Consider the following 25,560-nt stretch of genomic DNA (forward strand, 5'->3'; position numbering starts at 1 on the left):
TCTCAGCCCCTGTTAAACCACATACCCTTCTTCACGCATTTTTGCGAGTTTATAGCGCAAAGTCCTTTCGCTAACCCCCAATAACGCAGCAACTTTTTGTCTGTTTCCTTCATTTTCTAATAATGTTTTTTCTATTAATTCATACTCATGTATCTGTAAATTTTTACTCGTACCCTTTGTCTTCTCTTCCGAAGGCATGGTAGTTGAATTCGTAATCTGCAAATGCTCTTCTTCGATGATACCTTGAGTCTGTAACACCAGAGCTCTTTGTATAACATTATCCAGCTCTCTCGCATTCCCTGGCCATGAATAGGACAACATTGCCTTTTGCGCATCCGGGCTAATGACTGGAACTATTGGTTGTTTATGCTGACAATGTTTACGGATTAAATAATTCGCTAATGGAATAATATCACTTGTTCTCTCTCTTAGTGGGTGCCATTGCAGAGGAAAAACATTCAATCGATAGTAAAGGTCCTCTCTAAAACGCCCTGCCTGAACCTCTTCCTTTAATTGCCTGTTTGTCGTCGCAATAATGCGCACATCAAGGTTTATTATTTTGTTTGAACCAATCCTTTCTACTTCTTTTTCCTGTAAAACTCTAAGTAATTTTGCCTGCAAACCTAAGGACATTTCACTTACTTCATCTAAAAGTAAAGTTCCGCCCTGGGCTTGCTCAAACTTGCCAGGGGTTGATTTGTATGCTCCGGTAAAAGCACCTTTTTCATAACCAAACAGGGTTGCTTCCAGCATTTGTTCAGGAATTGCAGCACAATTAATTGCAATAAAAGGTTGTTTGCTTCGATAAGAATGATCATGGATAAAATGTGCGAGCACTTCCTTTCCAGTACCGCTTTCTCCACTGATCATTACTCCCACATCGGATTGTGCGACTCTCAAAGCCATTGTCAGTAAGGCTTGGCTTTTAGGATCCCGTGCAATAGGATCATTATCCTCTTCACTCAGATCAGTTTTTATATACTGCTTTATTTTTTCAATTAAGACTTGCGCGCTGAAGGGCTTTTGCAAATAATCAACAGCGCCATTGCGAATCGCTGTAACCGCATCCTCTACAGAACCATAAGCTGTCATTAGAATAACCGGCAAACCAGGCCTCTTTTTTTGTATTTCATTTAATAACTGATTTCCATCTAATTTATCCATTCTTATGTCAGTGAGTACGACACTTGGATTATGTAATTCAAGAAGTGCTAATGCCTCTTTACCGTCTTTAGCAGTGATATAGGTATGGCCTGAGATCGTCATAGTCTCAGCCAACGCTTCTCTTAATACTGAATCATCTTCAACTATTAAAACATGACTCATAGAAAATCCTTTGTTTGATAAAGTTACCCTACGTTTCTGTTCAGGCAAGGTAAATAAATAGTTACCTGTGTCCCTATCCCTTCAGTCGACTCAAGAGTCACTCGACCACCATGCGCTTTTACTACAGCAAAAACCACTGCTAATCCAAGGCCGGTACCTTGTGCTTTTGTTGTATAGAACGGCGAAAATGCTTGTGCCCTGACTTCTTCAGACATTCCGTTTCCATTATCCTCTACTGATATTTGTATACCTGAATCATCCATGGATGCAAGTGTTAAATCAATTTGGGTTGCCTCAGATTGCAGCGCATTGATTATCAGATTTAAAATTGCTCCAATCAAAGACTCTCCATGTATGGAGGATTCACGAGCAATAAGATGGTTATTAACATGTAATACAGCTGCATAAGACTCGATGTATGGCTGAGCTCTTTGCATTAATTGAGAGCACCAAAACTCCATATCGATATACTTTGGCTCTATGGAGGTTCCTCTGGCAAATAATAATAAATCCTGAATTTGTTGCTCTATACTGGCATGACATTCTTGCAATCTGTGAATCCAGTTTTTAATGCGATGATCCAAACTTGGGAGATTATTTAAATGCTCGGTATACAATATGGCAGAAGACAAAGGAGTTCTAATCTGATGAGCTAATTGTGCGGTCATTGTACCAATAGAAACCAATCGTTTTTCATTTTCTTTGGCTTCTTCATAATCCCTGCTTGCAGTAATGTCAGACAAAGTAATCAATATACCGGGTAAACTCTCTAAAGACGAAAGGGCTACGTGCACACGCCTTCCATCAGCCAGAGACACTTCATGCCCATCATCAGCTCTTGGAACAAATGCTTTTTGAATCACATCTACCCATAGTGAACCAATCAGTCCATAACCAAGCATCGCTTCAGCTGAAGGATTTAACCACACCACTTTGCCTTGGGCATTCAAAATTACCAAGGCGGTAGGCAAACTGGACAAAATGTCCCATTCAGATAATTCTATCTGTGGTTTGACTGCACAAGTTTGATAATTTGAATAATGCATGTTATTCATTTTAATTATTATTATGAAATGTCTCTAGCAAAGTTCAGGCCAAAATTAAAATGTATTTGAAATCAATTAATTAACCAATTGAAAACCAGATTTTTTTGAATGTATTTAAAAATATAAACAATTTGTAATTTTTAAATCATTGTAACTTGGGTTAAGGAGATTTCAAAGAATCATCCTTGCTTCCTACAGTCAGAATTTTGACATACTCTTTATACTTCACCGGATACCAATGTCGATTGGATTTCTTCTTTGGGATAAATTGGGTGACAAACCTAACCTGGCTTAAACAGAGAACAAATCAAATTTTCTTTTTTACATCTTTATCTAATTGGCGCAGAAAAGCGAGCTTTTCTGCAATTTTAGTTTCTAAACCTCTTTGTACCGGATTATACCAATTTACTTCTGGCATTCCTTCAGGTAAATAACATTCACCAGCCGCATAGCCGTGTGGTTCATCATGAGCATATCGATATTCATGTCCATAACCTAGTTTTTTCATTAATTGAGTAGGAGCGTTTCTCAAGTGAATGGGTACTTCTCTGGACTTGTCTCTTTTTATAAATTCCATAGCTTGATTAAATGCGACATATCCCGCATTGCTCTTGGCAGCAACAGACAAATAAATTACAGCTTGCGCCAAAGCAAGCTCGCCCTCGGGTGAGCCAAGCCTCTCATAAGTTGCAGCAGCATCATTAGCGATTTGAATCGCTTTCGGATCTGCTAACCCAATGTCTTCCCATGACATTCTAATAATACGTCTGGCTAAATAATATGGATCCACACCACCATCCAGCATTCGACATAGCCAATATAATGCCGCATCAGGATTAGAGCCTCGTACCGATTTATGTAAAGCAGAAATCTGATCGTAAAACGCTTCTCCACCTTTATCAAAACGTCGACTATTTTGTACTATCACATTATGCAAAAGTTCTACATCAACAACTGCTGTTTTAATTGTTAGGCAGGCTGTTTTTGTTTGCTCAAGTAAATTGAGTAATCTCCTGGCATCCCCATCAGCACAAGAAATTAAAAAATCAACGGCTTCCTCGGTAAATTGCAGAGAAGATAAAGCTCTTTGGTGAGCCCTAAGAAATAAGAGTTTTAACTCCTGCTCCGATAACGGTTTTAAAACATAAACTTGTGCCCGTGATAATAACGCTGAATTAACCTCAAAAGACGGATTTTCTGTAGTTGCCCCAATGAAAGTAATTAAGCCTGATTCTGTATAAGGCAATAAGGCATCTTGCTGAGCTTTATTGAATCTATGAATTTCATCAATAAATAAGATAGTCTGCTTATCATGAATTAAATATTCCTGCGCTTTCTCAACCGCAGCTCGAATATCCTTAACTCCTGAAAATACAGCTGATAATGCTATCCATTCACAATCAAAAGCCTGTGCAGTTAATCTTGCTATAGTAGTCTTACCGACCCCAGGTGGCCCCCATAAGATCATAGAATGCAATTTGGAGCCCATAAAACAAAGTCTTAGAGGTTTACCCTCTCCAAGCAAATGACTTTGACCTATGACCTCATCGATATGCTGAGGCCTTAAACTTTCAGCCAATGGTGGATCAGGTTCTTTATTGAATAGGCTCATAAATCAACATTAAAATTATTGTTTTACCACATCCACACCTTTAGGGGGCTTGAATTGGAACAATTTGGCAGGTAACTTAGGATTTGACTTAATCTGCACTAATTTAACATCAGTAATTTGGCCTAGCTGATCATATAACTCCAGACCAATCAAAGTACTTTGACTAAAAATTAACTTAATTCTTTGAAAATTTTCTTTTGCAGATTTGGATTTCAAATCAAAAACGGTCAATTTCCCTTTTTGTTTTTCACTGACATCGAAATCATGAGTAAGAGTTTCATCATAGCCGCTCAAAAACAATGCAGCAGTACCACCTAGTCCCTTTTCCTGATTTTTGACTGTGACTTGTTCAAGGTCCACATCATAAATCCACATTTTTTGGCCGTCAGCAACAATTAATTGTTCCAATGGATCTTTTGTTTGCCAGCGAAATCGTCCAGGACGTTGCAATGCCATGGAACCTGAAGATCGTGACACTTCACGATTCTTTGCCTTTACAATTTGACTAAAATTTGCAGTCATGGTTTGTATAGCATTTAATTTACTCTGCAGTACTTCGGCAGAAGTTTGACTAAACACTTCATGCGAAAAAATGAGCAACAAAATGAGAAACAATTTATTCATATTCAGTCCTCAGTCACTGATGTTACTAATACGTCACGATAACCACCATCCAATGGACCGACTATTCCTGTCCTCTCCATTTCCTCTATCATTCTGGCAGCGCGATTATAACCGATTTTTAATCTTCTCTGTACCGCAGAAATACTAGCCTTGCGTGTCTGAATTACAAATTCTACCGCCTGATCATAAAGAGGATCATCGTCTTCTACGGATTGCCCCCCACTATCATCATCGAAAGCACCATCCCCATTTTCATTTCCCATTTTAAGGATGTCATCAACATAATCAGGTTCACCTCTTGACCGCCAGTCATCAGCGATACGATGAACTTCCTTATCATCGACAAAAGCACCATGCACACGCAAAGGAGCTCCACTTCCTGGTGCCAGATATAACATATCACCATGGCCGAGCAATTGTTCGGCTCCTTGTTGGTCAAGTATGGTGCGCGAATCAATTTTTGAAGACACCTGAAATGATATTCTTGTTGGAATATTGGATTTAATTAAACCTGTTAATACATCCACTGAAGGTCTTTGTGTCGCAAGAATCATATGGATTCCTGCTGCTCTTGCTTTTTGCGCAATACGAGCAATCAATTGCTCCACTTTCTTGCCAACAACCATCATCATGTCAGCAAGTTCATCAATTACAACAACTACATAAGGCAGTGCTTGCAATTCTGGTGCAGTTTCATCCATAGAATCGACGGGTTTCCATAATGGATTTAACAATGGCTGACCATTAGCTGCCGCTTCCGTAATTTTGGTGTTATACCCTGCCAAATTCCTAACACCCAACGCAGCCATTAACCTATAACGCCTCTCCATTTCCTCTACACACCAGCGCAGTGCGCTCGCTGCCTCCTTCATGTCGGTAACAACAGGAGTCAGCAAATGTGGAATCCCATCATAAACTGATAATTCCAACATTTTGGGATCGACCATAATTAAACGCACTTGCTCTGGACTTGCTTTAAAAAGAATACTTAAAATCATGGCATTAATACCAACTGATTTACCAGAACCAGTTGTTCCTGCAACCAGTAGATGAGGCATTTTTGCCAAATCAACCACCATAGGGTGCCCGCCAATATCAACTCCCAAGGCTAAAGATAAGGGAGAATGAGCTTGCTGATATACGTCAGCAGATAAAACATCTGATAACCTGACCACTTGGCGTGAATGATTGGGTAATTCAAGGCCCACAACAGTTTTACCAGGAATAACCTCTACAACTCGGACAGAAATAACTGATAACGAACGAGCCAAATCCTTTGCCAAAGCGGTCAGTTTGCTCACTTTGACCCCTGCTGCCAATTGCAATTCAAATCGGGTTACCACTGGCCCCGGGTGAACGGCTACAACATCTGCCTGAATACCAAAATCAAGCAAGTGTTGTTCTACATCTCTTGAAAGACTTTCCAATTCCTCATGTGTATAACCTCCCATCGGCTTCCCTGGTTGGCCTTTATCTAACAACGACAGACTGGGAAGAGCTCCAGGGGTTATTGTTTTAGGAGGACGAATTTCCTTGAATTCATTGGTAGGTTTGACAATTTCAGGTTTTTCTTCACTTGCAATTAAAACAGGTGTTGCTTTTTCTTGCTCTTTATCTTTCTTGTCCTGGAATAATTTAGGAACAGATTTCTTTTTTTCATTATCAGGTTTAGGGAGTTGTTCGGTCTTGATCAATGGTGTTTTTAATTTCTCTTTGTTAAAATTTTCAGAAATAATTTGCATTCCTTTTCTGATGAATTTATCAAGAAATGTGAAAAGATTTAATGTGTAACATCCGATTAACTCAATTGCCTTTATCCAGGATAATCCAGTCAGCCAGGTTGTTCCCACAAGAAACATTGCTAATAAAAGTAAAGTGGCGCCTTCCATGTTAAGCATTTGGTACCAACCATTTCCAACTGTTTGTCCGATAATACCTCCTGAACTGTGAATGGTATCTACTGCTTCAAAGCGATGATTTATACTCAATAAACCACAACCACCAGAAACCATGAGGATAAAACCAACCGTTCTCAGTAACAGAACCATTCTGTCCAACGCTTTAAAAGAGCGAAAATCCTTCAAAATGGCCCAGGCAATGTAAACAAATGCTACTGGTAATAAGAAAGCAAAATATCCAAATGCAAAATAAAGCGCATCGGCAATATACGCACCAACTTGTCCCCCTGAGTTTGAAACGGACATACCTGAACGGGAGGCATGAGACCAACCTGGATCATTGGTTGAATAGGTAAATAAAGACAAGAGAACAAAAAGAGCTCCTGTCAAAATCAATATAAAACTCCCCTCACACAAGCGTTTTATTATAAAGCTCGGCATGGATTTTTTAGGGATTCCAGCCTGTTTTCCCGAATGTTGTTTTGCCATAGGTATTTTAATGTTTTTATTTTTGTCATAATATTTGCCATCTTAACACAAAAAATAAGGAAGGCAGAGACAATGAGCATAAGCAATCACCATCGCTTAATCATACTCGGTTCAGGTCCTGCAGGTTACACTGCTGCAGTCTATGCCGCAAGAGCCAATCTGAATCCCGTTTTGATCACCGGAATGCAGCCTGGCGGACAATTAACAACCACGACTGATGTAGACAACTGGCCCGGAGATATTGAAGGATTACAAGGCCCCGCCCTAATGGAGCGTATGCAAAAACACGCGGAACGCTTTGATACTCAAGTCATATTCGATCATATTGTCAAAGCTGATTTAGCGCAAGCTCCCTTTACACTACAAGGGGATAGTACTACTTACACCTGCGATGCCTTGATTATTGCAACCGGAGCCTCTGCTCGTTATTTGGGATTACCCTCAGAAACGGCCTACCAGGGGCGAGGTGTCTCAGCGTGTGCTACTTGCGATGGATTTTTTTATCGCAATAAAAGTGTTTGCGTTATTGGAGGAGGCAATACTGCCGTTGAAGAAGCACTTTATTTATCAAATTTGGCATCTTCCGTTACTCTGATTCACAGACGAGACAGCTTGCGTGCAGAAAAGATACTGCAGGATAAACTCTTTGAGAAAGCGCATTCCGGTAACATTAAAATAATATGGAACTCAACCCTTGATGAAGTACTGGGCGATGGGAAAAAAGTCACAGGAGCCATGATTCGTAACCTTAAAACTGGTGAAACTGATCAACTGGCAATGGATGGTATTTTTATAGCCATTGGACACACACCAAATACTGCAATATTTCAAGATCAGCTGGCTATGAGAGACGGTTATATCTTGATTAAGTCAGGACTTGATGGAATGGCAACAAGCACTTCTGTTCCTGGAGTATTTGCTTGTGGCGACGTTGCTGATCATGTTTATCGTCAAGCCATTACATCAGCAGGATTTGGGTGCATGGCAGCCCTGGATGCTGAAAAGTACCTGGATTCAATATAAAATTGGCTTACGATAGCAACTATACTTTTCCTGACCCGGAAACCAGTGATAAACAGGGTTTATTAGCAATTGGGGGTGTTTTGACCCCCAAGCGAGTTTTGCAAGCCTACTCCCAAGGAATTTTCCCTTGGTATGAGCCCGGTAACCCTGTTCTTTGGTGGTCACCTAATCCGCGCCTGATCTTAATACCTAACGAATTTAAAATATCCAGAAGTTTAAAAAAAACTCTGAAAAAACCTTTTAAACTGACTGTCGATACTGCTTTTCAACGAGTCATTTCATACTGTGCAACTTGTTCAGACAGGTCTAATAAGACCTGGATCACTAGTGAAATGATAGAAACATACACCCAATTACATGAGATGGGATATGCGCATTCCTTTGAAATCTGGGATGGTTCCGAACTTGTAGGCGGACTCTATGGAATCAGCCTTGGACACGCTTTTTTTGGTGAATCGATGTTCCATACAATAACAGATGCCTCCAAAGTCGCCTTGCATTTTTTATGTCGCATTATGCAATCATGGAATTTTGATTTTATTGATTGCCAGTTGCCAACCTTGCATTTAATGAGCCTTGGCGCAAAAATAATAAGTCGAAAAGAATTTCTTCATATGTTACAAGAAACTTTAAAATACCCTGACAAAAAGGGAAATTGGTCTATTGATTAAATTTTTTATCGATAACCTTTTATCTTTATAAAACTAAATAGAGTGAGAATAAGCATGAAGCAACATTCACAAGGTTTTTTAAAACTGGTAACAGAAGCAAAAAAACGTATAAATGAGATAAGTCCTCAAATTTTAAAAAGTAAAATCGATAACAATGAAAAATTAATCATAATAGATGTTCGTGAAACAGATGAATGGGAAACAGGTAAAATCCCGAACGCAATTCATTTAAGTAAAGGGATTATTGAGCGTGACATTGAAAAAATTATCACAGACAATCAAAGCAATATTGTAGTTTATTGCAGCGGAGGTTATCGCTGTGCTTTGGTAGCCGATAGTCTACAAAAAATGGGATATACCAATGTATTGTCTCTGGATACTGGATTGCAAGGATGGCTAGAGGCGGGATACAGCTTGGTAAAATAATTGAATATCTCCCAATAATGAGCCTTGAGCTATATCTTTGAACAATGTAATTGCAAGACTGGATTGCCATTTTCCGCAATTTAGTGCACTATTTCACTTTTAAAAATTTGATACATCATTTGAGAGACATATGGCAAAAGAAGATCACATTGAAATGGCTGGTACTGTTATAGATACGCTACCCAACACCATGTTTCGCGTTGAGTTGGAAAATGGACATATTGTTACGGCTCACATTTCAGGTCGGATGAGGAAAAATTATATCAGAATTCTGACTGGGGATAAGGTTAAGGTAGAGCTGACTCCTTACGATCTTTCAAAAGGTCGTATCATTTTTCGCGATAAAGGCTAAATGCGTTTCATCCAATTTCTATAGCTGTTCTCTGTTTCATTAAAGAAAATCTGCCGGAATATAGAAAAAGCTGGCTGCAAGCAGCCAGGTATATCGCTAAAAATGTTCCAGAGAACTATCATCAAGATTACAGAGCAAGTGGTTAACCTCGATGGTTTGGGGCATTTTATTTCCCTGCAACCATCATATTTTCTATTAAAATAGAGCCACAGCGCATGGAAATATTCGGATTAATGTCACTGCCTACTGCCAATATCATCCGGTACATTTCTTTAAGATTTCCTGCGATAGTAATCTGATCAACCGGATATTGTATGACCCCATCCTCAACCCAGTATCCACTTGCCCCACGTGAATAATCTCCGGTAATACCATTCACACCCTGACCCATTAGTTCTGTAACCAGCAACCCTTTCCGCATCATTTTCAAAAGGTCACCAAGATCCCCGCAAGTAGGATCAATGGTTAAATTATGAACGCCATCACTATTTGCTGTTGTCCTTAAACCCATTTTTCGCGCCGAATAACTGCCAAGAACATATTGAAGCAAGCGCCCCTTCTCAACTAATACATTGGGTCGCGTAGGCACACCTTCCCCATCAAAAGGGGCGCTCCCCAAAGCACCTTTTAAATGTGGCTGTTCGTAAATATGAACAAACTCCGGAAACAATTGTTGTCCAATGGAATCAAGCAAAAAGGAATTTTTTCTATATAAATTTGAACCACTAATAGCGCTCACAAAGCTACCCAATAATCCACTGGAAACTCTTGAAGAAAAAATAACCGGAGTCATTTGTGTTTTAATTTGTTTTGATCCCAGACGACTTAATGCCCTTTCAACAGCTTTAGCTGCTATCAAATCAGCTGAGACTAAATTTTCTGCATTTCTGGCAGTCGTATAATCGTAGTCTCTTTGCATTTCATCACCTTCTTTGGCGATTACCGAGCAACTTACGCTATGTCGAGTACTATGAATAAACCCCTCTCCACCATGGGTATTGGCATAACCGTGATGAGATTCATAGGAAGAAACATTAACACCATCTGAATTAGTAATCCGTTTATCTAAAGACAAGGCATGTGATTCGCATTTTAAAGCCAAATCTATAGCGTGTTGTGGGGTAATGTCCCAGGAATGATACAAATCAAGATCTGGATGATTCTTTGTCATCAATTCCTTATCAGCTAATCCAAAGCAAGGATCTTCGGCACTAACCTTCGCTATCTCACAGGCTGCTTTAACCAAAGATTGTAATGCTTCAGGAGAGGTATCTGTACTGCTTGCTCCCCCTTTGCGCTGACCTATGTATACGGTTAAACCAACTCCTTTATCTTCGCTAAAAGCGACTGTCTCCACTTCCCCCATTCTCACATCGACTGAAAAACCTCGATCATAATTTACTGCTACTGCTGCATCAGTGGCACCTTCTTTTTTGGCAAGTTCTAAAACATCTTTTATTACTCGATTTAAATCTGTTGTTGACTTATATACTTCACTATTGTTATTTTGCGGTTTAATTTGCATATGAGATTCCGTGGTGTTGAATGATGTACATAAGGATACAATAACATGTCTTCGCAAACCAATGTTTATCCTGCAAACAAATTGAATTTATGGCTCTTGCTTGTTTTAGCACTCGCCATTGTCATCCCTATGACTTCCTACGCTGGCAGTGATTGGCAAGAACTGACTCCAGGTATTGAATATCAGGATCTCGAAGGAGGCTTGTTAAACCCTTGGTCTCATATTCATGTATTTCGTATCGATCTTAATAAAAATCAGATGGCACTGGTGACAGCCAAAAACCTTGCTCAAAAAAATGCATCCGTTGATCAGTTTGCCGAACACAGCAAAGCTTTACTTAGCATAAATGGCGGGTTTTTTGATCATGAATTTAATCCTCTGGGACTTAGGATTAACAACAAAAAACAGGAAAATCCACTAAAGCGCATTAGCTGGTGGGGCATTTTTTATGTTAAGGATAATAAGCCTCGTATTACTAATATACGCAATTTTCATTATGACAGTAACATTGATTTTGCTATTCAAAGCGGCCCCAGATTATTAATCAGAGGAAACATCCCTTCTCTTAAAGCCGGGGTTGCAGACAGAACAGCGTTAGGGATCACGGACGATGGCAAAGTGATTATATTAGTTACAACAAATGCTGCCATGTCAACCAGACAATTAGCTCAAATTATGAGAGCACCTCCATTATCCTGTAGTGACGCAATCAATTTGGATGGTGGAAGTTCCAGCCAATTATATGCCAAGATTGATAGCTTCCAACTCAATGTTCATGGTTTTTCTAATGTCAGTGATGCGATCATAGTTAAGAAAATTTAGTATCATTCAAGGCAAGCCCCTTATAATCGGTTGGGTTCAAACTCCTTATAGAATTAAATTCACGCGCTCCAACCACCTGCAGAACCCCCTTTTCAAATTCCACCTTCGTTTTTGCGAGATCCGTAATCCCGAATCTGCTATATCATTCGTATGCATAAATCACAATCAAGCCATGATTTTTTTAATGATATAATATAGATTATTGAGATAAAAATATTTATAAATTACTCCATTCAACAGGTAATTTAATGAAATTAAAAGAAATCAGAACAATCATCTACAACTATGGCGAGGAAGAAATCCTTAAGCATATCTTGTATGAATCCACAGAGCCTATCTTAATTAAAATACCTGATTTTACCAGCCAATTTTCACTCGATTATTTTGAACAACTCACTCAGGCCAAAACTACTTATTGTACCTTTGAAAACAAGCGATGTGTTGATTTCCAAGCGGGCAATTTTGCTGAGGTCATCCAACAAATAAAAAGCAACAAACCCATTCGTATTTTTGGGCAAATTTTGTCTAGAGAACGCTCTAAGGAAATAGAAAAGCATGTGCCACTTTGGCAAAAAATTCCTTTCAGACCAAGGTATTTTAGAGAGACCAAAAAAGTGGCTTATTTCTTTGGAGGTAAAGGCGCTGTCTCAGAAATGCATTTTGACCGAGAACATTGCTGCAATCTCCATTTATGTTTGAGTGGGAAAAAACAAGTATTGCTGTTTACCAGAAAACAAAGTGACAACCTTTACAAACTCCCCTTTATCGGAGATTCTTTAATTGACTTCACTCAACCCCTGGATGCTTTAATTCAACAATACCCCAGACTGAATCAGGCTGAAGGATATCAGGTTCTACTTGAGAAAGGCGATATGTTATTCATGCCTAGAAATTGTTGGCATTACACAGAGTATCTTGATGCGTCATCTGCCGCTACTTATGTTTTTTATCCTAAAAAATTTTTCCAATATTATGGATATTTTACCGGCAATTTTTTTTTAGGGTATAAAGAAGAATCCGGTTTTAAAATTTATAGATGGCCTTTTTTTGAGAAATTCAGCCGTTACTATGCATTATCAACAGGAGTCTCCAAAATCGTGTTTAAAATAATAGAAAAAATTTTATTTCTATTCATGCTGCCTATAATTAGCCTATTTAACATTATTTCTCATAAATTTAACCCCCGCAGAGTATTTTAACCCACAACTTATCCACAGAATAATCCCAGATTATTCTATTGACCAAAGCAAAAAAACACATTATCTTGTTATTAAAACCCCTAAAACACCCTATATATTGGGTTTTTTGCTATAATTATGGTAACAGTAAACAAAAGCTTCTCTTGACTGTCGTAAAAACAGGAGCAAATCATAGTTTCAATGAAACTAGGATCGCCTTTTAAACAAGTTCGTAAAACATGTTGGATTCACTGAAACAATGAATTGCTAAAATATATTTCGTGGAGGAAAAATGTCCGAAATTCTTGAGCCGGTAAAGGATATACCGCTAACAAATCAACTGGAATTGACTGCTAATGTCCCAGGCATGCTTAAAACAATAAAACGAAATGGCAAGGTAGTCATTTATGATGATACTAAAATCAAAATTGCTATTACCAAAGCCTTTATTGCCGACGAAGGTGGTACAGCCCCAACTTCTGATCGAATTCACCAGCAAATTGAAGAGCTAACCAGACAAATCACCCAGGTATTTAAACGTCGTTTACCTAGTGGTGGGGCTATTCATATTGAAGAGATCCAGGATCAAGTTGAACTCGCCCTTATGCGCAGCGGACATTATAAAGTAGCTCGCTCCTATGTTTTATATAGAGAAGAACGCAGAAAAGCACGTGAATCAGAATCGAAACAAAAACAAACAAAAGACAGTAAGCATTTATTAATAACTATGCCTAATGGAGAAGTACAACCATTAGATATGGACAGGGTCAATACTATCGTCAAAGAATCATGTCGTGACCTCAGCAACGTCAAAGCAGAACCTGTTATTAAAGATGCTTTGCGCAATCTTTATAACCAAGCCAAATATGAAGACGTCCATAAAGCTTTGATTATGTCAGCGCGTGCGTTGGTTGAAAAAGAACCTAATTATACTTATGTCAGCGCGCGTTTGTTGCTAGACAGCTTACGTTCTGAAGCACTGACTAAACTCAATATCAAATCAGAAGCTACATTTGATGAAATGGCTCAAATCTATCCAGTTTATTTCAAATCTTACATAGAGCAAGGTATTGCCCAAGGTATGCTTGACCCCAAGATGGCTGACTTCGACCTGGACAAGCTTAGCCAAGCTCTTCTTCCCGAACGAGATATGAAGTTCACCTATTTAAGTTTACAAACTTTATATGATCGTTATTTTATTCATGAGCGCGGGGTAAGATATGAGCTTCCTCAAGCTTTTTTCATGCGAGTAGCCATGGGTCTTGCTCTTCGTGAACAACATAAGGAAGAGAAAGCCATAGAGTTTTATCAGTTGCTTTCTTCGTTTGATTATATGTCTTCCACTCCAACCTTATTTAATTCCGGAACAGTAAGGCCGCAGTTATCCAGTTGCTATTTAACAACAGTACCCGATCATTTGGATGGTATTTATAGCGCTATAAAAGACAATGCCCTCCTCTCTAAATATGCTGGAGGACTAGGCAATGACTGGACTCCAGTACGAGCTATGGGTGCCCATATCAAAGGGACTAATGGTAAATCTCAAGGCGTAGTTCCTTTCCTGAATGTTGCCGATGCTACTGCTGTAGCAGTAAATCAGGGGGGGAAACGCAAGGGAGCTGTCTGCGCGTACCTGGAATGCTGGCACAGAGATGTAGAGGAATTTCTGGAGTTAAGAAAAAATACCGGTGATGATCGCCGCCGTACTCACGACATGAATACTGCCCTTTGGGTACCTGATTTGTTTATGAAGCGTGTTCGTGAAGATGGTAATTGGACTTTATTTTCACCTGATGAAGTACCCGATTTACATGATCAATATGGTAAAGCATTTGAGGCTCTCTATGTTGAATATGAAGAAAAAGCTCGACAAGGTATTATTAGGAATACAAAAACCATTTCAGCTGTCAAACTATGGCGTAGAATGCTTTCCATGCTTTTTGAAACTGGTCATCCATGGCTAACATTCAAAGATCCCTGCAATTTACGATCACCTCAACAACATGCTGGAGTAATACACAGTTCTAATTTATGTACAGAGATCACTCTAAATACTTCTGAAGAAGAAATTGCTGTGTGCAATTTAGGCAGTATCAATCTTCCAGCGCATATTAAAAACGGTAAACTGGATGAGCAAAAACTCAAGCGCACAATATCAACAGCTGTCCGTATGTTGGATAATGTCATTGATATTAATTATTATTCTGTACCTCAAGCTCGTAACTCCAACTTGCAACATCGGCCAATTGGTCTAGGTATCATGGGCTTTCAGGATGCGCTATACGAATTAAAAATGGATTATGCATCCAAAGAAGCCATTGAATTTGCTGACTCTTCCATGGAACTAATCAGTTACTATGCTATCGAAGCCTCTTGTGACCTGGCTAAAGAGCGGGGCAGTTACTCAACCTATGAGGGGTCTCTATGGAGCAAAGGCATATTACCTATCGATTCAATTAACCTCTTGCAACAATCCCGTAATAAATATCTGGAGCAAGACAGGTCACAAAAACTGGATTGGGAACCATTACGAGTTAAAGTTCGAACACAAGGCATGCGTAACTCAAATGTAATGGCTATTGCACCTACAGCCACAATATCCAACATCTGCGGTGTATCACAATCTATTGAACCAACTTATCAGAACCTTTACGTCAAATCCAACTTGTCCGGCGAATTTACCGTGGTGAATCCTTATTTGGTAGCCGATTTAAAAGCTCTGAATCTTTGGGATGAGGTCATGGTCAATGATCTAAAATATTTTAATGGCAGTGTACAACCTATCAGTCGAATTCCAGATGAGCTGAAAAGACGTTATGCCACTTCTTTTGAAATTGACCCCATGTGGTTGGTTGAAGCCGCGTCACGCCGTCAAAAATGGATAGATCAAGCCCAGTCCTTGAACATCTATATGGCGCAACCTTCTGGTAAAAAACTGGATCAGCTTTATATGCATGCATGGATTCGTGGATTAAAAACCACTTACTACTTACGTAGTTTAGGTGCAAGTAATGCTGAAAAATCCACTGTTACCGACGGGGCACTTAACGCAGTCAAATTAATAGATACCGAACCAAAGGCTTGTTCTATTACTGATCCAGACTGCGAGGCTTGCCAATAATCAGGAGAAATTTATGAACTACAATGATACTCAAGAAATTATCGTAACTCCTCTTATGGGCGCGACAGGGCTCGAAACTTTAGAAATGGGGGCTGCACGCATTCATGTTGATGATAAGCAAATCATTAATTGCCGTGCTGACTTAAATCAATTGGTGCCTTTCAAATACAAATGGGCTTGGGATAAATACTTGACAGCCTGTGCCAATCATTGGATGCCCAATGAAATCAGTATGAGTGCCGATGTCGCTTTATGGAAAGATCCTTATGGTCTTACAGAAGATGAGCGTTTAATCATTAAGCGTAATTTGGGATTTTTCTCAACCGCCGATTCACTCGTTGCGAATAATCTGGTTCTTGCTGTTTACAGACATATTACTAATCCTGAGTGTCGACAATATCTTCTAAGGCAAGCTTTTGAAGAAGCGTTACACACTCATGCTTATCAATACATTATAGAGAGTTTGGGGCTGGATGAAGCTGAAGTATTTAATATGTATAGAGAAATACCTTCTGTATCCAGGAAAGCAGTTTGGGCATTACCATTTACTCAAAGTTTAGGTGATGAAACCTTCCATACAGGCACTCCAGAAAATGATCAACGCCTGCTACGCGATTTAATTGCATTTTATGTCGTGTTTGAGGGTATTTTCTTTTATGTCGGATTTACTCAAATTCTCTCTATGGGACGTCGTAACAAAATGGTAGGAACATCAGAACAGTTCCAATATATACTGCGCGATGAGTCCATGCATATGAATTTCGGTATTGATGTGATTAATCAAATCAAAATCGAAAATCCTCACTTATGGACACCTGAATTTAAGAATGAAATGATCCAACTCATCAGAGAAGGTGTTGAGCTCGAATACCAATACGCCAGAGACACTATGCCTCATGGCATTCTCGGAATGAACGCCGAGATGTTTGAAGAATATTTGCACTTTATTGCAAACCGTCGCTTAAATCAAATAGGTCTGCCGGATCAATACCCAGGTGCTGAAAACCCATTTCCCTGGATGAGTGAAATGCTGGATCTCAAAAAAGAGAAAAACTTTTTTGAAACTCGTGTTATTGAATATCAGGCTGGTGGTACTTTAAGCTGGGATGATGAATAAAGTTTAATGATGTTACCTCTAGCAAAGTAAGGGAGTTCATTTAGAGAAATCCCTTACTTTGTGAAAAATGTCATACCCCTGTCTTTAACTTAACCAAACTTAATAATATTCTACGTATTTCCATTATTTTTGAATTAATTTTAAACAAATCAACCTCTAAATCCAAATTTATGGTGACATTTTAGTTTGATCAGGTAAAATCCCAAGCGCATAGAAATAATGCTATGCCAGCAAAATAATAACAACATCGCTAAAAGATATAACACACCCAGAAAAATGCATTCTATTAACTGAAAATCAAGATGAGGTAAGTTATGCAGTCTAAAATACACAAAAAAGAAGACAATACAAATTACAGCTTTCTATTAAAATGTATGGCTGCTGCTACAGCGGCACTTGCTACAGCAGCAATAGTAACCGCTGTGGTAATCAAAGCCACTGCGACAGCGGCAGTAGGTTTTGGTGTTGCAACAACAGGAGCCGCTCTATCGCCATTATTATTTGTAGGAGGAGCATTACTGGCCGCTGTGGGTATCTGCTGCCTTCCATTATTGCTCTGCTGTGGCAGCAGCCGTAGTGTATATACCGTGTCAAACTCACCAGCCTACAGGCCTTGGAGCAGTGCATGGTATACAGGAGGCTATAATCCAACTTTTCATTCACATCCTGTTTATAACAATGGCGGTACTTACCACACTCATCACTCAGGAACCGTACATACCCACTCTAATCCAGTACATACACATGGTAATAATGTTCACGTCCATACTACTCCAAGTAATGTTCATGGACATAGATAATTTTATCTAAACCAAGTGTATTTTATGTATTGCTTGACATAGCAATGGTTCTAAACAAACCATTGCTATCTAAAAATCGCTGTACTTTACTGTCTCAAATGCGGAAATAGAATAACGTCTCTGATTGATTGCGAATTAGTAAATAACATCACCAAGCGATCGATTCCAATCCCTTCACCAGCTGTAGGCGGCAAGCCATATTCCAATGCTTCAATATAATCACTATCAAAATGCATTGCTTCTAAATCACCCGCATCCTTTTCTTCAACTTGCTTTCGAAAGCGCTCAGCTTGATCCTCCGCATCGTTTAATTCAGAAAATCCATTCGCAATCTCACGACCAGCAATAAAAAACTCAAATCGATCGGTGACTTCCGGATTGGTATCAGAACGTCTCGCTAAAGGAGATATTTCTGTAGGGTATTCCGTAATAAAAGTGGGCTGAAATAATTGGTGCTCTACTGTCTCCTCAAAAAGAATAATTTGTAGTTTACCCAGGCCATCAGTTTCTTTATAAGGCAGACCTAAATCATTCAGAAGTGTTCTGCATCCCTCTACCGTTTCTAACTGCTGCGCCTTAATATCAGGATGATATTTTAATATAGCTTCTTTTACGCTCAACCGTTCAAAAGGTTTATTGAAATCAATGACCTGGCCTTGATATTCTATTTGCCGAGTAGCTAATACTTTATCGCATAGATAATGAAACAATTGTTCAGTAAAATTCATCAAATCATTGTAATCGGCATAAGCCTGGTAAAATTCCAGCATCGTGAACTCTGGATTATGACGAGTAGAAATTCCTTCGTTACGGAAATTTCTATTAATTTCATATACTCTCTCAAAACCACCAACAACCAAGCGTTTTAAGTACAATTCGGGGGCTATCCTCAAATACATGGTCATATCCAATGTATTGTGATGAGTTACGAAAGGGCGAGCCAAAGCACCTCCAGGAATTGGATGCATCATTGGTGTTTCTACTTCCAGAAAATGATTATCATCCATAAATTCTCTGAAGGCTTTGATTAAATGTGACCGTATTAGAAAAGTTTTTCGACTGTCTTCATTTGCAATCAAGTCAACATAACGTTTTCGATATTTCAATTCCTGATCAGCCAAACCATGGAATTTATCAGGAAGTGGCCTTAAAGATTTGGTTAACAACTCAACATGTTCTGCATTAATGGTCAGTTCACCAGTGTTTGTTTTAAACAACTCACCCTGTACACCAACAATATCTCCTAAATCCCAATGTTTAAACTGTTCATAAATGTCAGGAAGATCATTTGAACGAAGATAAACTTGTATCCGACCTGATACATCCTGAATATGAAAAAAACTGGCTTTACCCATAATTCTTCTCAGAACGATTCGGCCTGCAACAGATACTTTCACATGCTTTTGTTCTAATGTTTGTTTCTCAGTTTCAGAGTATTGCTTCAGCAAAGCATCGGCTAAATGTTCGCGGCGAAAAGTGTTTGGAAAATTAAACCCACCTGTGCGCAATTCCGCTAATTTTTGCTTGCGAATATGATAAACTTCACTTTCATCTAAATGTACATGTTCTTCACTCATGCTTGCCCTACTCCTGCCTTTAAACTGGCTTCAATAAATTGATCTAATGAACCATCCAATACTGCCTGAGTATTACTGGTTTCAACACCGGTGCGCAAATCTTTTATACGAGATTGGTCTAATACGTAAGAACGAATTTGTGATCCCCAACCAATGTCAGATTTGCTAGCTTCCAATGCTTGCTGTTCCGCATTTTTCTTTTGCATTTCCAACTCATAAAGCTTTGCCCTCAATTGCTTCATTGCCTGGTCTTTATTTTTATGCTGGCTTCGATCATTCTGGCACTGAACGACTATCCCACTAGGGATATGTGTAATTCTTACGGCAGAATCAGTACGGTTAACATGCTGCCCACCAGCCCCGGAAGCTCTGTAAGTATCAATCCGCAAATCAGCTGGATTAATTTCAATTTCGATATCATCGTCAATTTCAGGAGAGACGAAAACAGCTGCAAACGAAGTGTGTCTCCTGTTGCCAGAGTCAAATGGCGACTTTCTCACTAAACGATGGACACCTGTTTCAGTCCTTAACCAACCAAACGCATATTCACCTGTAAAATGAATAGTCGCACTTTTAATTCCTGCCACTTCACCAGGAGAGCATTCTATCAACTCGGTGGTAAATCCGTGATGTTCTCCCCAACGTAAATACATTCGTAATAACATTTCAGCCCAATCTTGCGCTTCAGTGCCGCCAGAACCTGCTTGAATATCAAGATAAGCATTGGAGTGGTCCATTTTGCCAGAAAACATTCTTCTAAATTCCAAACTGGCGACTTGTTGCTCAATTGATTTTAATTCCTCACCAATGTCGTTGATGGTTTGCTCATCATCTTCTTCTCGAGCCAATTCAAACAGTTCCCTCTGATCACTAATTGATTGGCTTAATTGGCTTAATGAGTGGACTATAGTTTCCAGCTGAGTTCTTTCACGTCCCAATGCCTGAGCCTGTTCCGGATTGTCCCACACATTGGATGATTCCAATTCGCGAATTACTTCTTCCAAGCGCTCACTTTTACCTTCGAAGTCAAAGATACCCCCTAAGCGATTCTATGCGCTCATTAAGATCGATTAAACTTAAATTAATTTGATTCACTTCTAGCATCAGTGTCTCTTTTAAAAATAAATAGGAGATTTTACAGCGAAAGTAAGATTCTATCTATACTAATTCTGATGTTTTAATGCGGTTCTATACGCCTGAAGATTCATTAGTAACTCTGCTTCAGCATTTGATAAATGACAACTACTGATAATTTCCTCACGAGTGCCACCCATTTCCAGGATTCTCAAGGCATGTTGATAACTGCCATCGTTATGTCTTATGTTTTCCAATTCTTGCAATTGAGTCTCAATACTAATTAATTGCTGATTAATTTCATTAAGTTGTTTCGCAAATAATAAATCCGCATTGATCAGCATAGGATGATCTTTTACTACTTGAGTAGCCAATTTTTCCAAAGAATCTATTTTGTTCTGTAATTTATTGATGTTTTTTCGTTGATTTAATAAATAATTACCCAAGAGTAAAAAAATTATCGCATGCAAATACAGAAAGATATGTGTCATTTTTTATCCTTAATTTTAGTATCCTTTTTATTAAACTCTACTGAATTTGTATTACTTATAACACTAAAATGGACTCTACTTAAATCTGGATTGAGAATTCTGTCCACTTTTCTATTTTTAGTGATAAGAATATTCACTCTTCGATTCTGGCTTCTTCCAGCTTCAGTGTAATTGTCCGTTATTGGGTATTGATCACCATATCCTGTAACCAAAATACGATGATTGGCAATTCCAAAACCATTTAAAATGCGACCAACAGTAGCTGCTCTTGCAGCTGATAATTCCCAATTTGAAGGGTATTGGGGCGTTTCAATAGGCACATTATCAGTGTATCCCTCAACAACCACTGTAAAAGGTAGATTCTTAATTTTCTCCGCCAGCTTCATTAGTTTAATCAATGCTTCTGGTTTAATATCAGCACTACCAGAATCAAATAATGAGCCTGCTTTTATATCTATCTCAACCCATCCCTCTTGTCTGTTTAATTTGAAATCACCATCTTCAAGTTCAGATAGTGATTTATTCAGTTCATCCAAACCATCTTTAAAAGTTCCCTTGGTCTTCTTTTCTTCAGGACCATCTTTAAGGTTATCTGTCGATTGAGTCGCTTTATTTTGATCCTTTTGATTAAATGCCGACTTCATTCCTTCAGAAAGAGATTTATATTTTGATACATTTACTGAAGAAATAGCATACATCACAACAAAAAAAGCAAATAATAAGGTAATGAAATCAGCATAAGATACGACCCATCGATGACTATCCTGATGTTCTTCAGTTTTCTTTTGTTTTGATTTCATCTTGCTTGTGTTGCCCATAGTTGTTTAACTTTAACTGCAGCATATTGGGACTCTCACCACTCGCCATGGCGACCAGGCCTTCAACGACCATTTCATCAAAATGCACCTTATGAGAAATACAACTTTTTAATTTATTAGCAACAGGTAAAAAAAACAGATTCGCGAACCCAACACCATAAATAGTTGCAACAAAAGCAACCGCAATGCCTAAACCTAATTGACTGGGATCAGCGAGATTCCTCATGACTTGAATTAAACCCAACACCGCACCTAAAATTCCTATGGTGGGGCTATAGCCGCCCATGCTTTCAAAGACATGCGCAGCACGCAAATCCTGATGCTCCGTTCGATCTATTTCTGCTTCCAAAACTTGTCGTAAGGTAAGCTTGTCCACTCCTGTAACCAGTAATTCCAACCCCTTATAAATTAAAGGATTGGTTTCGACATCCAAACGATCTTCTAGGGAGAGAAGGCCAAGTTGGCGAGCTTTTCTAGATAACTCTATGAGAGTCGTTCTGCATTCTTCAAAATTATGATGAGGAGGTTTCACTACCCAAGGCAATATTCTAAACGCCCTTTTAAAAGTGGTTAAAGGAGTTTGCACCATAACAGCCCCTAATGTTCCACCCATGACAATCAGTAAGGCCGGAAAATTAAGTAAGGAATTTAAATCTCCCCCCTCAAAAATTTGGCCTACGATAATGGCGAGAAAACCTGTCAACAATCCTATTAAAGTCAAAGTATCCATACTTATTTTTTATTCCGGTAATCTTGATCTAATACGGTGCGTTGCTTGACTTAAAATCTGTGAAATTCGTGACTCACTAACCTCCAGTATTTCCCCGATTTCCTTCAAATTCAAATCCTGCTCATAATACAAAGAAAGCACCAGCCTCTCTTTACGAGGGAGACTATCAATCACTTGGGTTAATCGATTCATCATATCACTTCGCATAACATTCCTGTGCGGTTCAGTTGAGCCATTCCCTTCATGATCAAATAAGACATCATCGGTTACTCCCAAGTCATCAAAACCATATAAATGACTGCTAATGGAGTCTTGCAACATATCATGATAATCATCTAATGACACACCTAGCTCTTCAGCAATTTCATTATCCTTAGCCTCACGCCCAAGTTTATGCTCCAATATGCGCACAGCATCAGAAATCATTCTGGAATTGCGATAAACAGAACGCGGCACCCAATCATTACGTCTTACTTCATCAAGCATATGTCCCCTGATACGTATTCCTGCATAAGTTTCAAAGGATGCCCCCTTGGATGAATCATAATGTCTTGCTGCTTCAAGCAGACCGAGCATCCCTGATTGTATCAAGTCATCCAGTTGTACACTCTGCGGTAATCGCCCGAGCAGATGATGTGCAATGCGTTTTACCAATGTGGCATGTGTTTTTACCAGAGCTTCCTGGGTTTGTTGATTTACTTTGCTGTATGCAGCCAAAGCATCCACGATACTCTCCTTACAATAACAGCAGATTGTAGTTATTAGTAATTTGGTAAATCTAAAACAAACAGAGTACAGCTAATTTTAAGTATAGCGAATAATTTAAAATTGTCCCGCAACCAAACGCTCCAAAAAGAAACTGGTGTTTCCACCTAAAGACGGTTTAAATGACCAATTACTCACCGATTCAGCTAATTCTCTCAAGGCATGAGCAGCAGGTGAGTCGGGATAAGCGATTAAAATAGGATTTTGTTTTTTTACTGATTTATGGATGTTTTCGTCAAAAGGAATCGCGCCGAGGTAATCTAACTGCACATCCAGAAACTGTCCTGAGACCCGAAACAGTTTATTAAACAGGTCACGACCATCCTTAACATTTCTAACCATATTAGCCAGAATGTGGAAATGCGTCCACTCATAACGTTTGCTCATCACTTTAATTAGTGCATAAGCATCTGTCAAAGAAGTAGGTTCATCACAGACAACAACAATCAATTCTTGCGATGAACGAGTAAAACTCAATACAGTCTCGGAAATCCCTGCTGCGGTATCAATAATCATATAGTCCAAATCATCAGTTAGTTCGTTAAATGAATCAATGATTCCCGCATGTTCCGCAGGACTCAACTGCGTCATAAACTCTGTTCCGGAAGCAGCAGGAATAACCCTGACGCCAGCGGGACCATGTAAAATAATATCACTTAAATGACATATGCCTTGAAGAACATGAGATAAATTGTATTTGGTATGCAACCCCAGCATAATATCCACATTTGCCAAACCTAAATCGGCATCCAGAAGCATAACACTATAATTTAGTTGAGATAACGCTATGGCTAAATTGACCGAGATATTACTTTTGCCTACACCGCCTTTGCCCGCTGAAACAGCAATCACTTTGACAGGTTTGTTTCGGGACAAATTTCTAAGACCAGAAGCCTGATCTTTTATACCTTTGCTAAGCTTCGACATAATTCTCTCTCCTAACATTCGGATGTATTTTGCTGATGTCCCTTTCCTCCTGAAATAACTGAAGTTCTTGTTGCGCAAATAACTCAACAAGCTGGTGACGCGTAGCAATTTTGATATCCTCCGGGACTCGTTGTCCATCGGTTAAATAACCCAAGGCTAAATTTGATTCAATAACAGCACTTATGGCTCCACCTACTGCAAGAGATTCATCCAATTTCGTAATAATGCACTGATCCACATGATTTGCCTGGTAACGCTTAATCGCATCGATTAATACCTGGTAATGACTGGTAGCTGGTAATACCAATACTTTTTCTATAGATTGCAGATAATTACTTAAAACAGTCATTTGTTTGGTTACACGTTCATCAGAAGGATTCATACCGGCTGTATCAATCAAAATTAATTTTTTGTCATTTAATTGACGCAATACTCTTGCCAAAGAGACTTCATCTTGCGCAATACAGACTTTAACTCCCAAAATCTTCCCATAGAGAATTAATTGTTCCTGAGCTGCTATTCGGTAGGTGTCCATAGTGACCAAACCCAACTTATCAGCACCAAATCGTAAAGCAAAGCGTGCTGCAATTTTTGCTAGAGTTGTTGTTTTACCAACTCCAGTTGGACCAACAAACGCGTAGATACCACCTTCTTCTATTCTACTAGAATCACGAATTGGCAATTGCTCTGTGACTTGTGACAAAATAAATTGCCAGGCTCTTTGTTGATTCAAATCAGGTTTTACTGAGCGAGCCCAAATTGTCGCCGTATTGGGACTAACACCTAAATACAAGAGTTTTTGCAGCATAACTGTATGTAAAGGCTCATGAATACCAACATTTCCACGCAGCTGTGCTTCGAGCATTCCTCTCAGTGTCAAAATTTCTTGCCGCATTTCGTCTAATGGCGTTTGCGCTGAATATTTTTCTGTTCGGCTTGGGGGTTCTGCTATAGCTACAGCAGCTTGAGTTGATATCACTGTTTCGTCAAAATCAATAGCAGCAACTATTTCAACACCATCTTTTATGTTATGGCTTGACAAAATAACGGCATCAGGGCCAAATGCAGCCTTTATTTGCTGCATGGCACTGCGAGTATCTGCAGCGACAAAGCGTTTTAATTTCATAATGCCTCCTGCCTTCAACACA

At 39.1% G+C, this 25,560-nt stretch carries 23 protein-coding genes; 9 read left to right on the forward strand and 14 right to left on the reverse strand.

The window, feature by feature from the left end; all coding sequences use genetic code 11:
* Positions 1-12 precede the first annotated feature (12 nt).
* The 5 genes from fleR to LPG_RS08845 form a co-directional block, all read right to left on the reverse strand.
* Complete coding sequence (gene fleR, locus LPG_RS08825; RefSeq protein WP_011946713.1) at positions 13-1,326, reverse strand: sigma-54-dependent response regulator transcription factor FleR; 1,314 nt, start codon at positions 1,324-1,326, stop codon at positions 13-15.
* Between the two features lie 23 nt (positions 1,327-1,349).
* Positions 1,350-2,381 carry a sensor histidine kinase gene (locus LPG_RS08830; protein WP_010947489.1) on the reverse strand — a complete coding sequence of 344 codons (1,032 nt, stop codon included), beginning with the start codon at positions 2,379-2,381 and terminating at the stop codon, positions 1,350-1,352.
* Between the two features lie 298 nt (positions 2,382-2,679).
* The gene (locus LPG_RS08835) at positions 2,680-3,984 is read right to left on the reverse strand and encodes a replication-associated recombination protein A (protein WP_010947490.1); all 1,305 of its coding nucleotides are present in this window, start codon (positions 3,982-3,984) and stop codon (positions 2,680-2,682) included.
* A gap of 15 nt (positions 3,985-3,999) precedes the next feature.
* Positions 4,000-4,608 (reverse strand): outer membrane lipoprotein chaperone LolA, encoded by a 609-nt coding sequence (gene lolA, locus LPG_RS08840; protein WP_011946715.1) that lies wholly within the window; start codon positions 4,606-4,608, stop codon positions 4,000-4,002.
* Between the two features lie 2 nt (positions 4,609-4,610).
* Positions 4,611-6,995: a DNA translocase FtsK gene (locus LPG_RS08845; protein WP_010947492.1), complete on the reverse strand. Its 2,385-nt coding sequence runs from the start codon at positions 6,993-6,995 to the stop codon at positions 4,611-4,613.
* Between the two features lie 72 nt (positions 6,996-7,067).
* Here LPG_RS08845 and trxB point away from each other — a divergent pair, with 72 nt between their 5' ends.
* The 4 genes from trxB to infA all read left to right on the forward strand — a co-directional run bounded on the left by trxB (position 7,068) and on the right by infA (position 9,467).
* Positions 7,068-8,018 carry a thioredoxin-disulfide reductase gene (trxB, locus tag LPG_RS08850; protein ID WP_011946716.1) on the forward strand — a complete coding sequence of 317 codons (951 nt, stop codon included), beginning with the start codon at positions 7,068-7,070 and terminating at the stop codon, positions 8,016-8,018.
* Between the two features lie 2 nt (positions 8,019-8,020).
* A complete protein-coding gene (gene aat / locus LPG_RS08855; protein WP_010947494.1) occupies positions 8,021-8,689 on the forward strand; it encodes a leucyl/phenylalanyl-tRNA--protein transferase in 669 nt (222 codons plus the stop codon).
* 54 nt (positions 8,690-8,743) lie between these two features.
* Positions 8,744-9,115, forward strand: coding sequence for a rhodanese-like domain-containing protein (locus LPG_RS08860; protein ID WP_010947495.1), 372 nt, complete (start codon positions 8,744-8,746; stop codon positions 9,113-9,115).
* Between the two features lie 130 nt (positions 9,116-9,245).
* A complete protein-coding gene (infA, locus tag LPG_RS08865) occupies positions 9,246-9,467 on the forward strand; it encodes a translation initiation factor IF-1 (RefSeq protein ID WP_010947496.1) in 222 nt (73 codons plus the stop codon).
* Positions 9,468-9,633: 166 nt separating this feature from the next.
* Here infA and pmbA read toward each other — a convergent pair whose 3' ends face one another.
* Complete coding sequence (gene pmbA, locus LPG_RS08870; protein WP_011946717.1) at positions 9,634-10,992, reverse strand: metalloprotease PmbA; 1,359 nt, start codon at positions 10,990-10,992, stop codon at positions 9,634-9,636.
* A gap of 45 nt (positions 10,993-11,037) precedes the next feature.
* Here pmbA and LPG_RS08875 point away from each other — a divergent pair, with 45 nt between their 5' ends.
* From LPG_RS08875 to LPG_RS08895, 5 genes are all read left to right on the forward strand, one after another.
* Positions 11,038-11,814, forward strand: a complete 777-nt coding sequence (locus LPG_RS08875) for a phosphodiester glycosidase family protein (protein ID WP_010947498.1) — start codon at positions 11,038-11,040, stop codon at positions 11,812-11,814.
* Between the two features lie 248 nt (positions 11,815-12,062).
* A complete protein-coding gene (locus LPG_RS08880; RefSeq protein WP_010947499.1) occupies positions 12,063-13,013 on the forward strand; it encodes a cupin-like domain-containing protein in 951 nt (316 codons plus the stop codon).
* Between the two features lie 271 nt (positions 13,014-13,284).
* Entirely contained in the window at positions 13,285-16,113 is a 2,829-nt protein-coding gene (locus tag LPG_RS08885) for a ribonucleoside-diphosphate reductase subunit alpha (protein ID WP_010947500.1), read from the forward strand.
* Between the two features lie 13 nt (positions 16,114-16,126).
* Positions 16,127-17,230, forward strand: a complete 1,104-nt coding sequence (locus LPG_RS08890) for a ribonucleotide-diphosphate reductase subunit beta (RefSeq protein ID WP_011946719.1) — start codon at positions 16,127-16,129, stop codon at positions 17,228-17,230.
* A 314-nt stretch (positions 17,231-17,544) separates the two neighbouring features.
* Positions 17,545-18,030, forward strand: a complete 486-nt coding sequence (locus LPG_RS08895) for a lpg1776 family Dot/Icm T4SS effector (RefSeq protein WP_010947502.1) — start codon at positions 17,545-17,547, stop codon at positions 18,028-18,030.
* A gap of 86 nt (positions 18,031-18,116) precedes the next feature.
* Here LPG_RS08895 and lysS read toward each other — a convergent pair whose 3' ends face one another.
* The 8 genes from lysS to flhF all read right to left on the reverse strand — a co-directional run bounded on the left by lysS (position 18,117) and on the right by flhF (position 25,538).
* On the reverse strand, positions 18,117-19,607 hold the full coding sequence (lysS, locus tag LPG_RS08900) for a lysine--tRNA ligase (protein ID WP_010947503.1): 1,491 nt from the start codon (positions 19,605-19,607) through the stop codon (positions 18,117-18,119).
* Positions 19,604-20,711, reverse strand: a protein-coding gene (gene prfB / locus LPG_RS08905; protein ID WP_102990626.1) for a peptide chain release factor 2 whose coding sequence is annotated in 2 segments (ribosomal slippage) — positions 19,604-20,635 and positions 20,637-20,711 — 1,107 coding nt in all. Because the reading frame shifts where the segments join, the coding sequence is not laid out codon by codon here. Before prfB ends, lysS begins: the two co-directional genes overlap by 4 nt.
* A 59-nt stretch (positions 20,712-20,770) precedes the next feature.
* Complete coding sequence (locus tag LPG_RS08910; RefSeq protein WP_010947505.1) at positions 20,771-21,172, reverse strand: DUF2802 domain-containing protein; 402 nt, start codon at positions 21,170-21,172, stop codon at positions 20,771-20,773.
* The gene (gene motD / locus LPG_RS08915; protein ID WP_015444415.1) at positions 21,169-21,972 is read right to left on the reverse strand and encodes a flagellar motor protein MotD; all 804 of its coding nucleotides are present in this window, start codon (positions 21,970-21,972) and stop codon (positions 21,169-21,171) included. The genes LPG_RS08910 and motD overlap by 4 nt, the downstream gene beginning before the upstream one ends.
* A complete protein-coding gene (locus LPG_RS08920; protein WP_010947507.1) occupies positions 21,947-22,720 on the reverse strand; it encodes a flagellar motor protein in 774 nt (257 codons plus the stop codon). Before LPG_RS08920 ends, motD begins: the two co-directional genes overlap by 26 nt.
* A 9-nt stretch (positions 22,721-22,729) precedes the next feature.
* A complete protein-coding gene (locus LPG_RS08925) occupies positions 22,730-23,446 on the reverse strand; it encodes an RNA polymerase sigma factor FliA (RefSeq protein WP_010947508.1) in 717 nt (238 codons plus the stop codon).
* A gap of 96 nt (positions 23,447-23,542) precedes the next feature.
* Positions 23,543-24,412: a MinD/ParA family protein gene (locus tag LPG_RS08930; RefSeq protein ID WP_011946724.1), complete on the reverse strand. Its 870-nt coding sequence runs from the start codon at positions 24,410-24,412 to the stop codon at positions 23,543-23,545.
* Positions 24,399-25,538: a flagellar biosynthesis protein FlhF gene (gene flhF, locus LPG_RS08935; RefSeq protein WP_011946725.1), complete on the reverse strand. Its 1,140-nt coding sequence runs from the start codon at positions 25,536-25,538 to the stop codon at positions 24,399-24,401. Before flhF ends, LPG_RS08930 begins: the two co-directional genes overlap by 14 nt.
* Positions 25,539-25,560: the final 22 nt, after the last annotated feature.

It is taken from the genome of Legionella pneumophila subsp. pneumophila str. Philadelphia 1, assembly GCF_000008485.1.
In the GTDB taxonomy this organism is placed as follows: Bacteria; Pseudomonadota; Gammaproteobacteria; order Legionellales; family Legionellaceae; genus Legionella; species Legionella pneumophila.

Coding starts and splice junctions, on each gene's coding strand:
- fleR (WP_011946713.1), bottom strand. CDS start 1,326: ATGAGTCATGTTTTAATAGTTGAAGATGATTCAGTATTAAGAGAAGCG.
- LPG_RS08830 (WP_010947489.1), bottom strand. CDS start 2,381: ATGAATAACATGCATTATTCAAATTATCAAACTTGTGCAGTCAAACCA.
- LPG_RS08835 (WP_010947490.1), bottom strand. CDS start 3,984: ATGAGCCTATTCAATAAAGAACCTGATCCACCATTGGCTGAAAGTTTA.
- lolA (WP_011946715.1), bottom strand. CDS start 4,608: ATGAATAAATTGTTTCTCATTTTGTTGCTCATTTTTTCGCATGAAGTG.
- LPG_RS08845 (WP_010947492.1), bottom strand. CDS start 6,995: ATGGCAAAACAACATTCGGGAAAACAGGCTGGAATCCCTAAAAAATCC.
- trxB (WP_011946716.1), top strand. CDS start 7,068: ATGAGCATAAGCAATCACCATCGCTTAATCATACTCGGTTCAGGTCCT.
- LPG_RS08860 (WP_010947495.1), top strand. CDS start 8,744: ATGAAGCAACATTCACAAGGTTTTTTAAAACTGGTAACAGAAGCAAAA.
- infA (WP_010947496.1), top strand. CDS start 9,246: ATGGCAAAAGAAGATCACATTGAAATGGCTGGTACTGTTATAGATACG.
- pmbA (WP_011946717.1), bottom strand. CDS start 10,992: ATGCAAATTAAACCGCAAAATAACAATAGTGAAGTATATAAGTCAACA.
- LPG_RS08875 (WP_010947498.1), top strand. CDS start 11,038: ATGTCTTCGCAAACCAATGTTTATCCTGCAAACAAATTGAATTTATGG.
- LPG_RS08880 (WP_010947499.1), top strand. CDS start 12,063: ATGAAATTAAAAGAAATCAGAACAATCATCTACAACTATGGCGAGGAA.
- LPG_RS08885 (WP_010947500.1), top strand. CDS start 13,285: ATGTCCGAAATTCTTGAGCCGGTAAAGGATATACCGCTAACAAATCAA.
- LPG_RS08890 (WP_011946719.1), top strand. CDS start 16,127: ATGAACTACAATGATACTCAAGAAATTATCGTAACTCCTCTTATGGGC.
- LPG_RS08895 (WP_010947502.1), top strand. CDS start 17,545: ATGCAGTCTAAAATACACAAAAAAGAAGACAATACAAATTACAGCTTT.
- lysS (WP_010947503.1), bottom strand. CDS start 19,607: ATGAGTGAAGAACATGTACATTTAGATGAAAGTGAAGTTTATCATATT.
- LPG_RS08910 (WP_010947505.1), bottom strand. CDS start 21,172: ATGACACATATCTTTCTGTATTTGCATGCGATAATTTTTTTACTCTTG.
- motD (WP_015444415.1), bottom strand. CDS start 21,972: ATGAAATCAAAACAAAAGAAAACTGAAGAACATCAGGATAGTCATCGA.
- LPG_RS08920 (WP_010947507.1), bottom strand. CDS start 22,720: ATGGATACTTTGACTTTAATAGGATTGTTGACAGGTTTTCTCGCCATT.
- LPG_RS08930 (WP_011946724.1), bottom strand. CDS start 24,412: ATGTCGAAGCTTAGCAAAGGTATAAAAGATCAGGCTTCTGGTCTTAGA.
- flhF (WP_011946725.1), bottom strand. CDS start 25,538: ATGAAATTAAAACGCTTTGTCGCTGCAGATACTCGCAGTGCCATGCAG.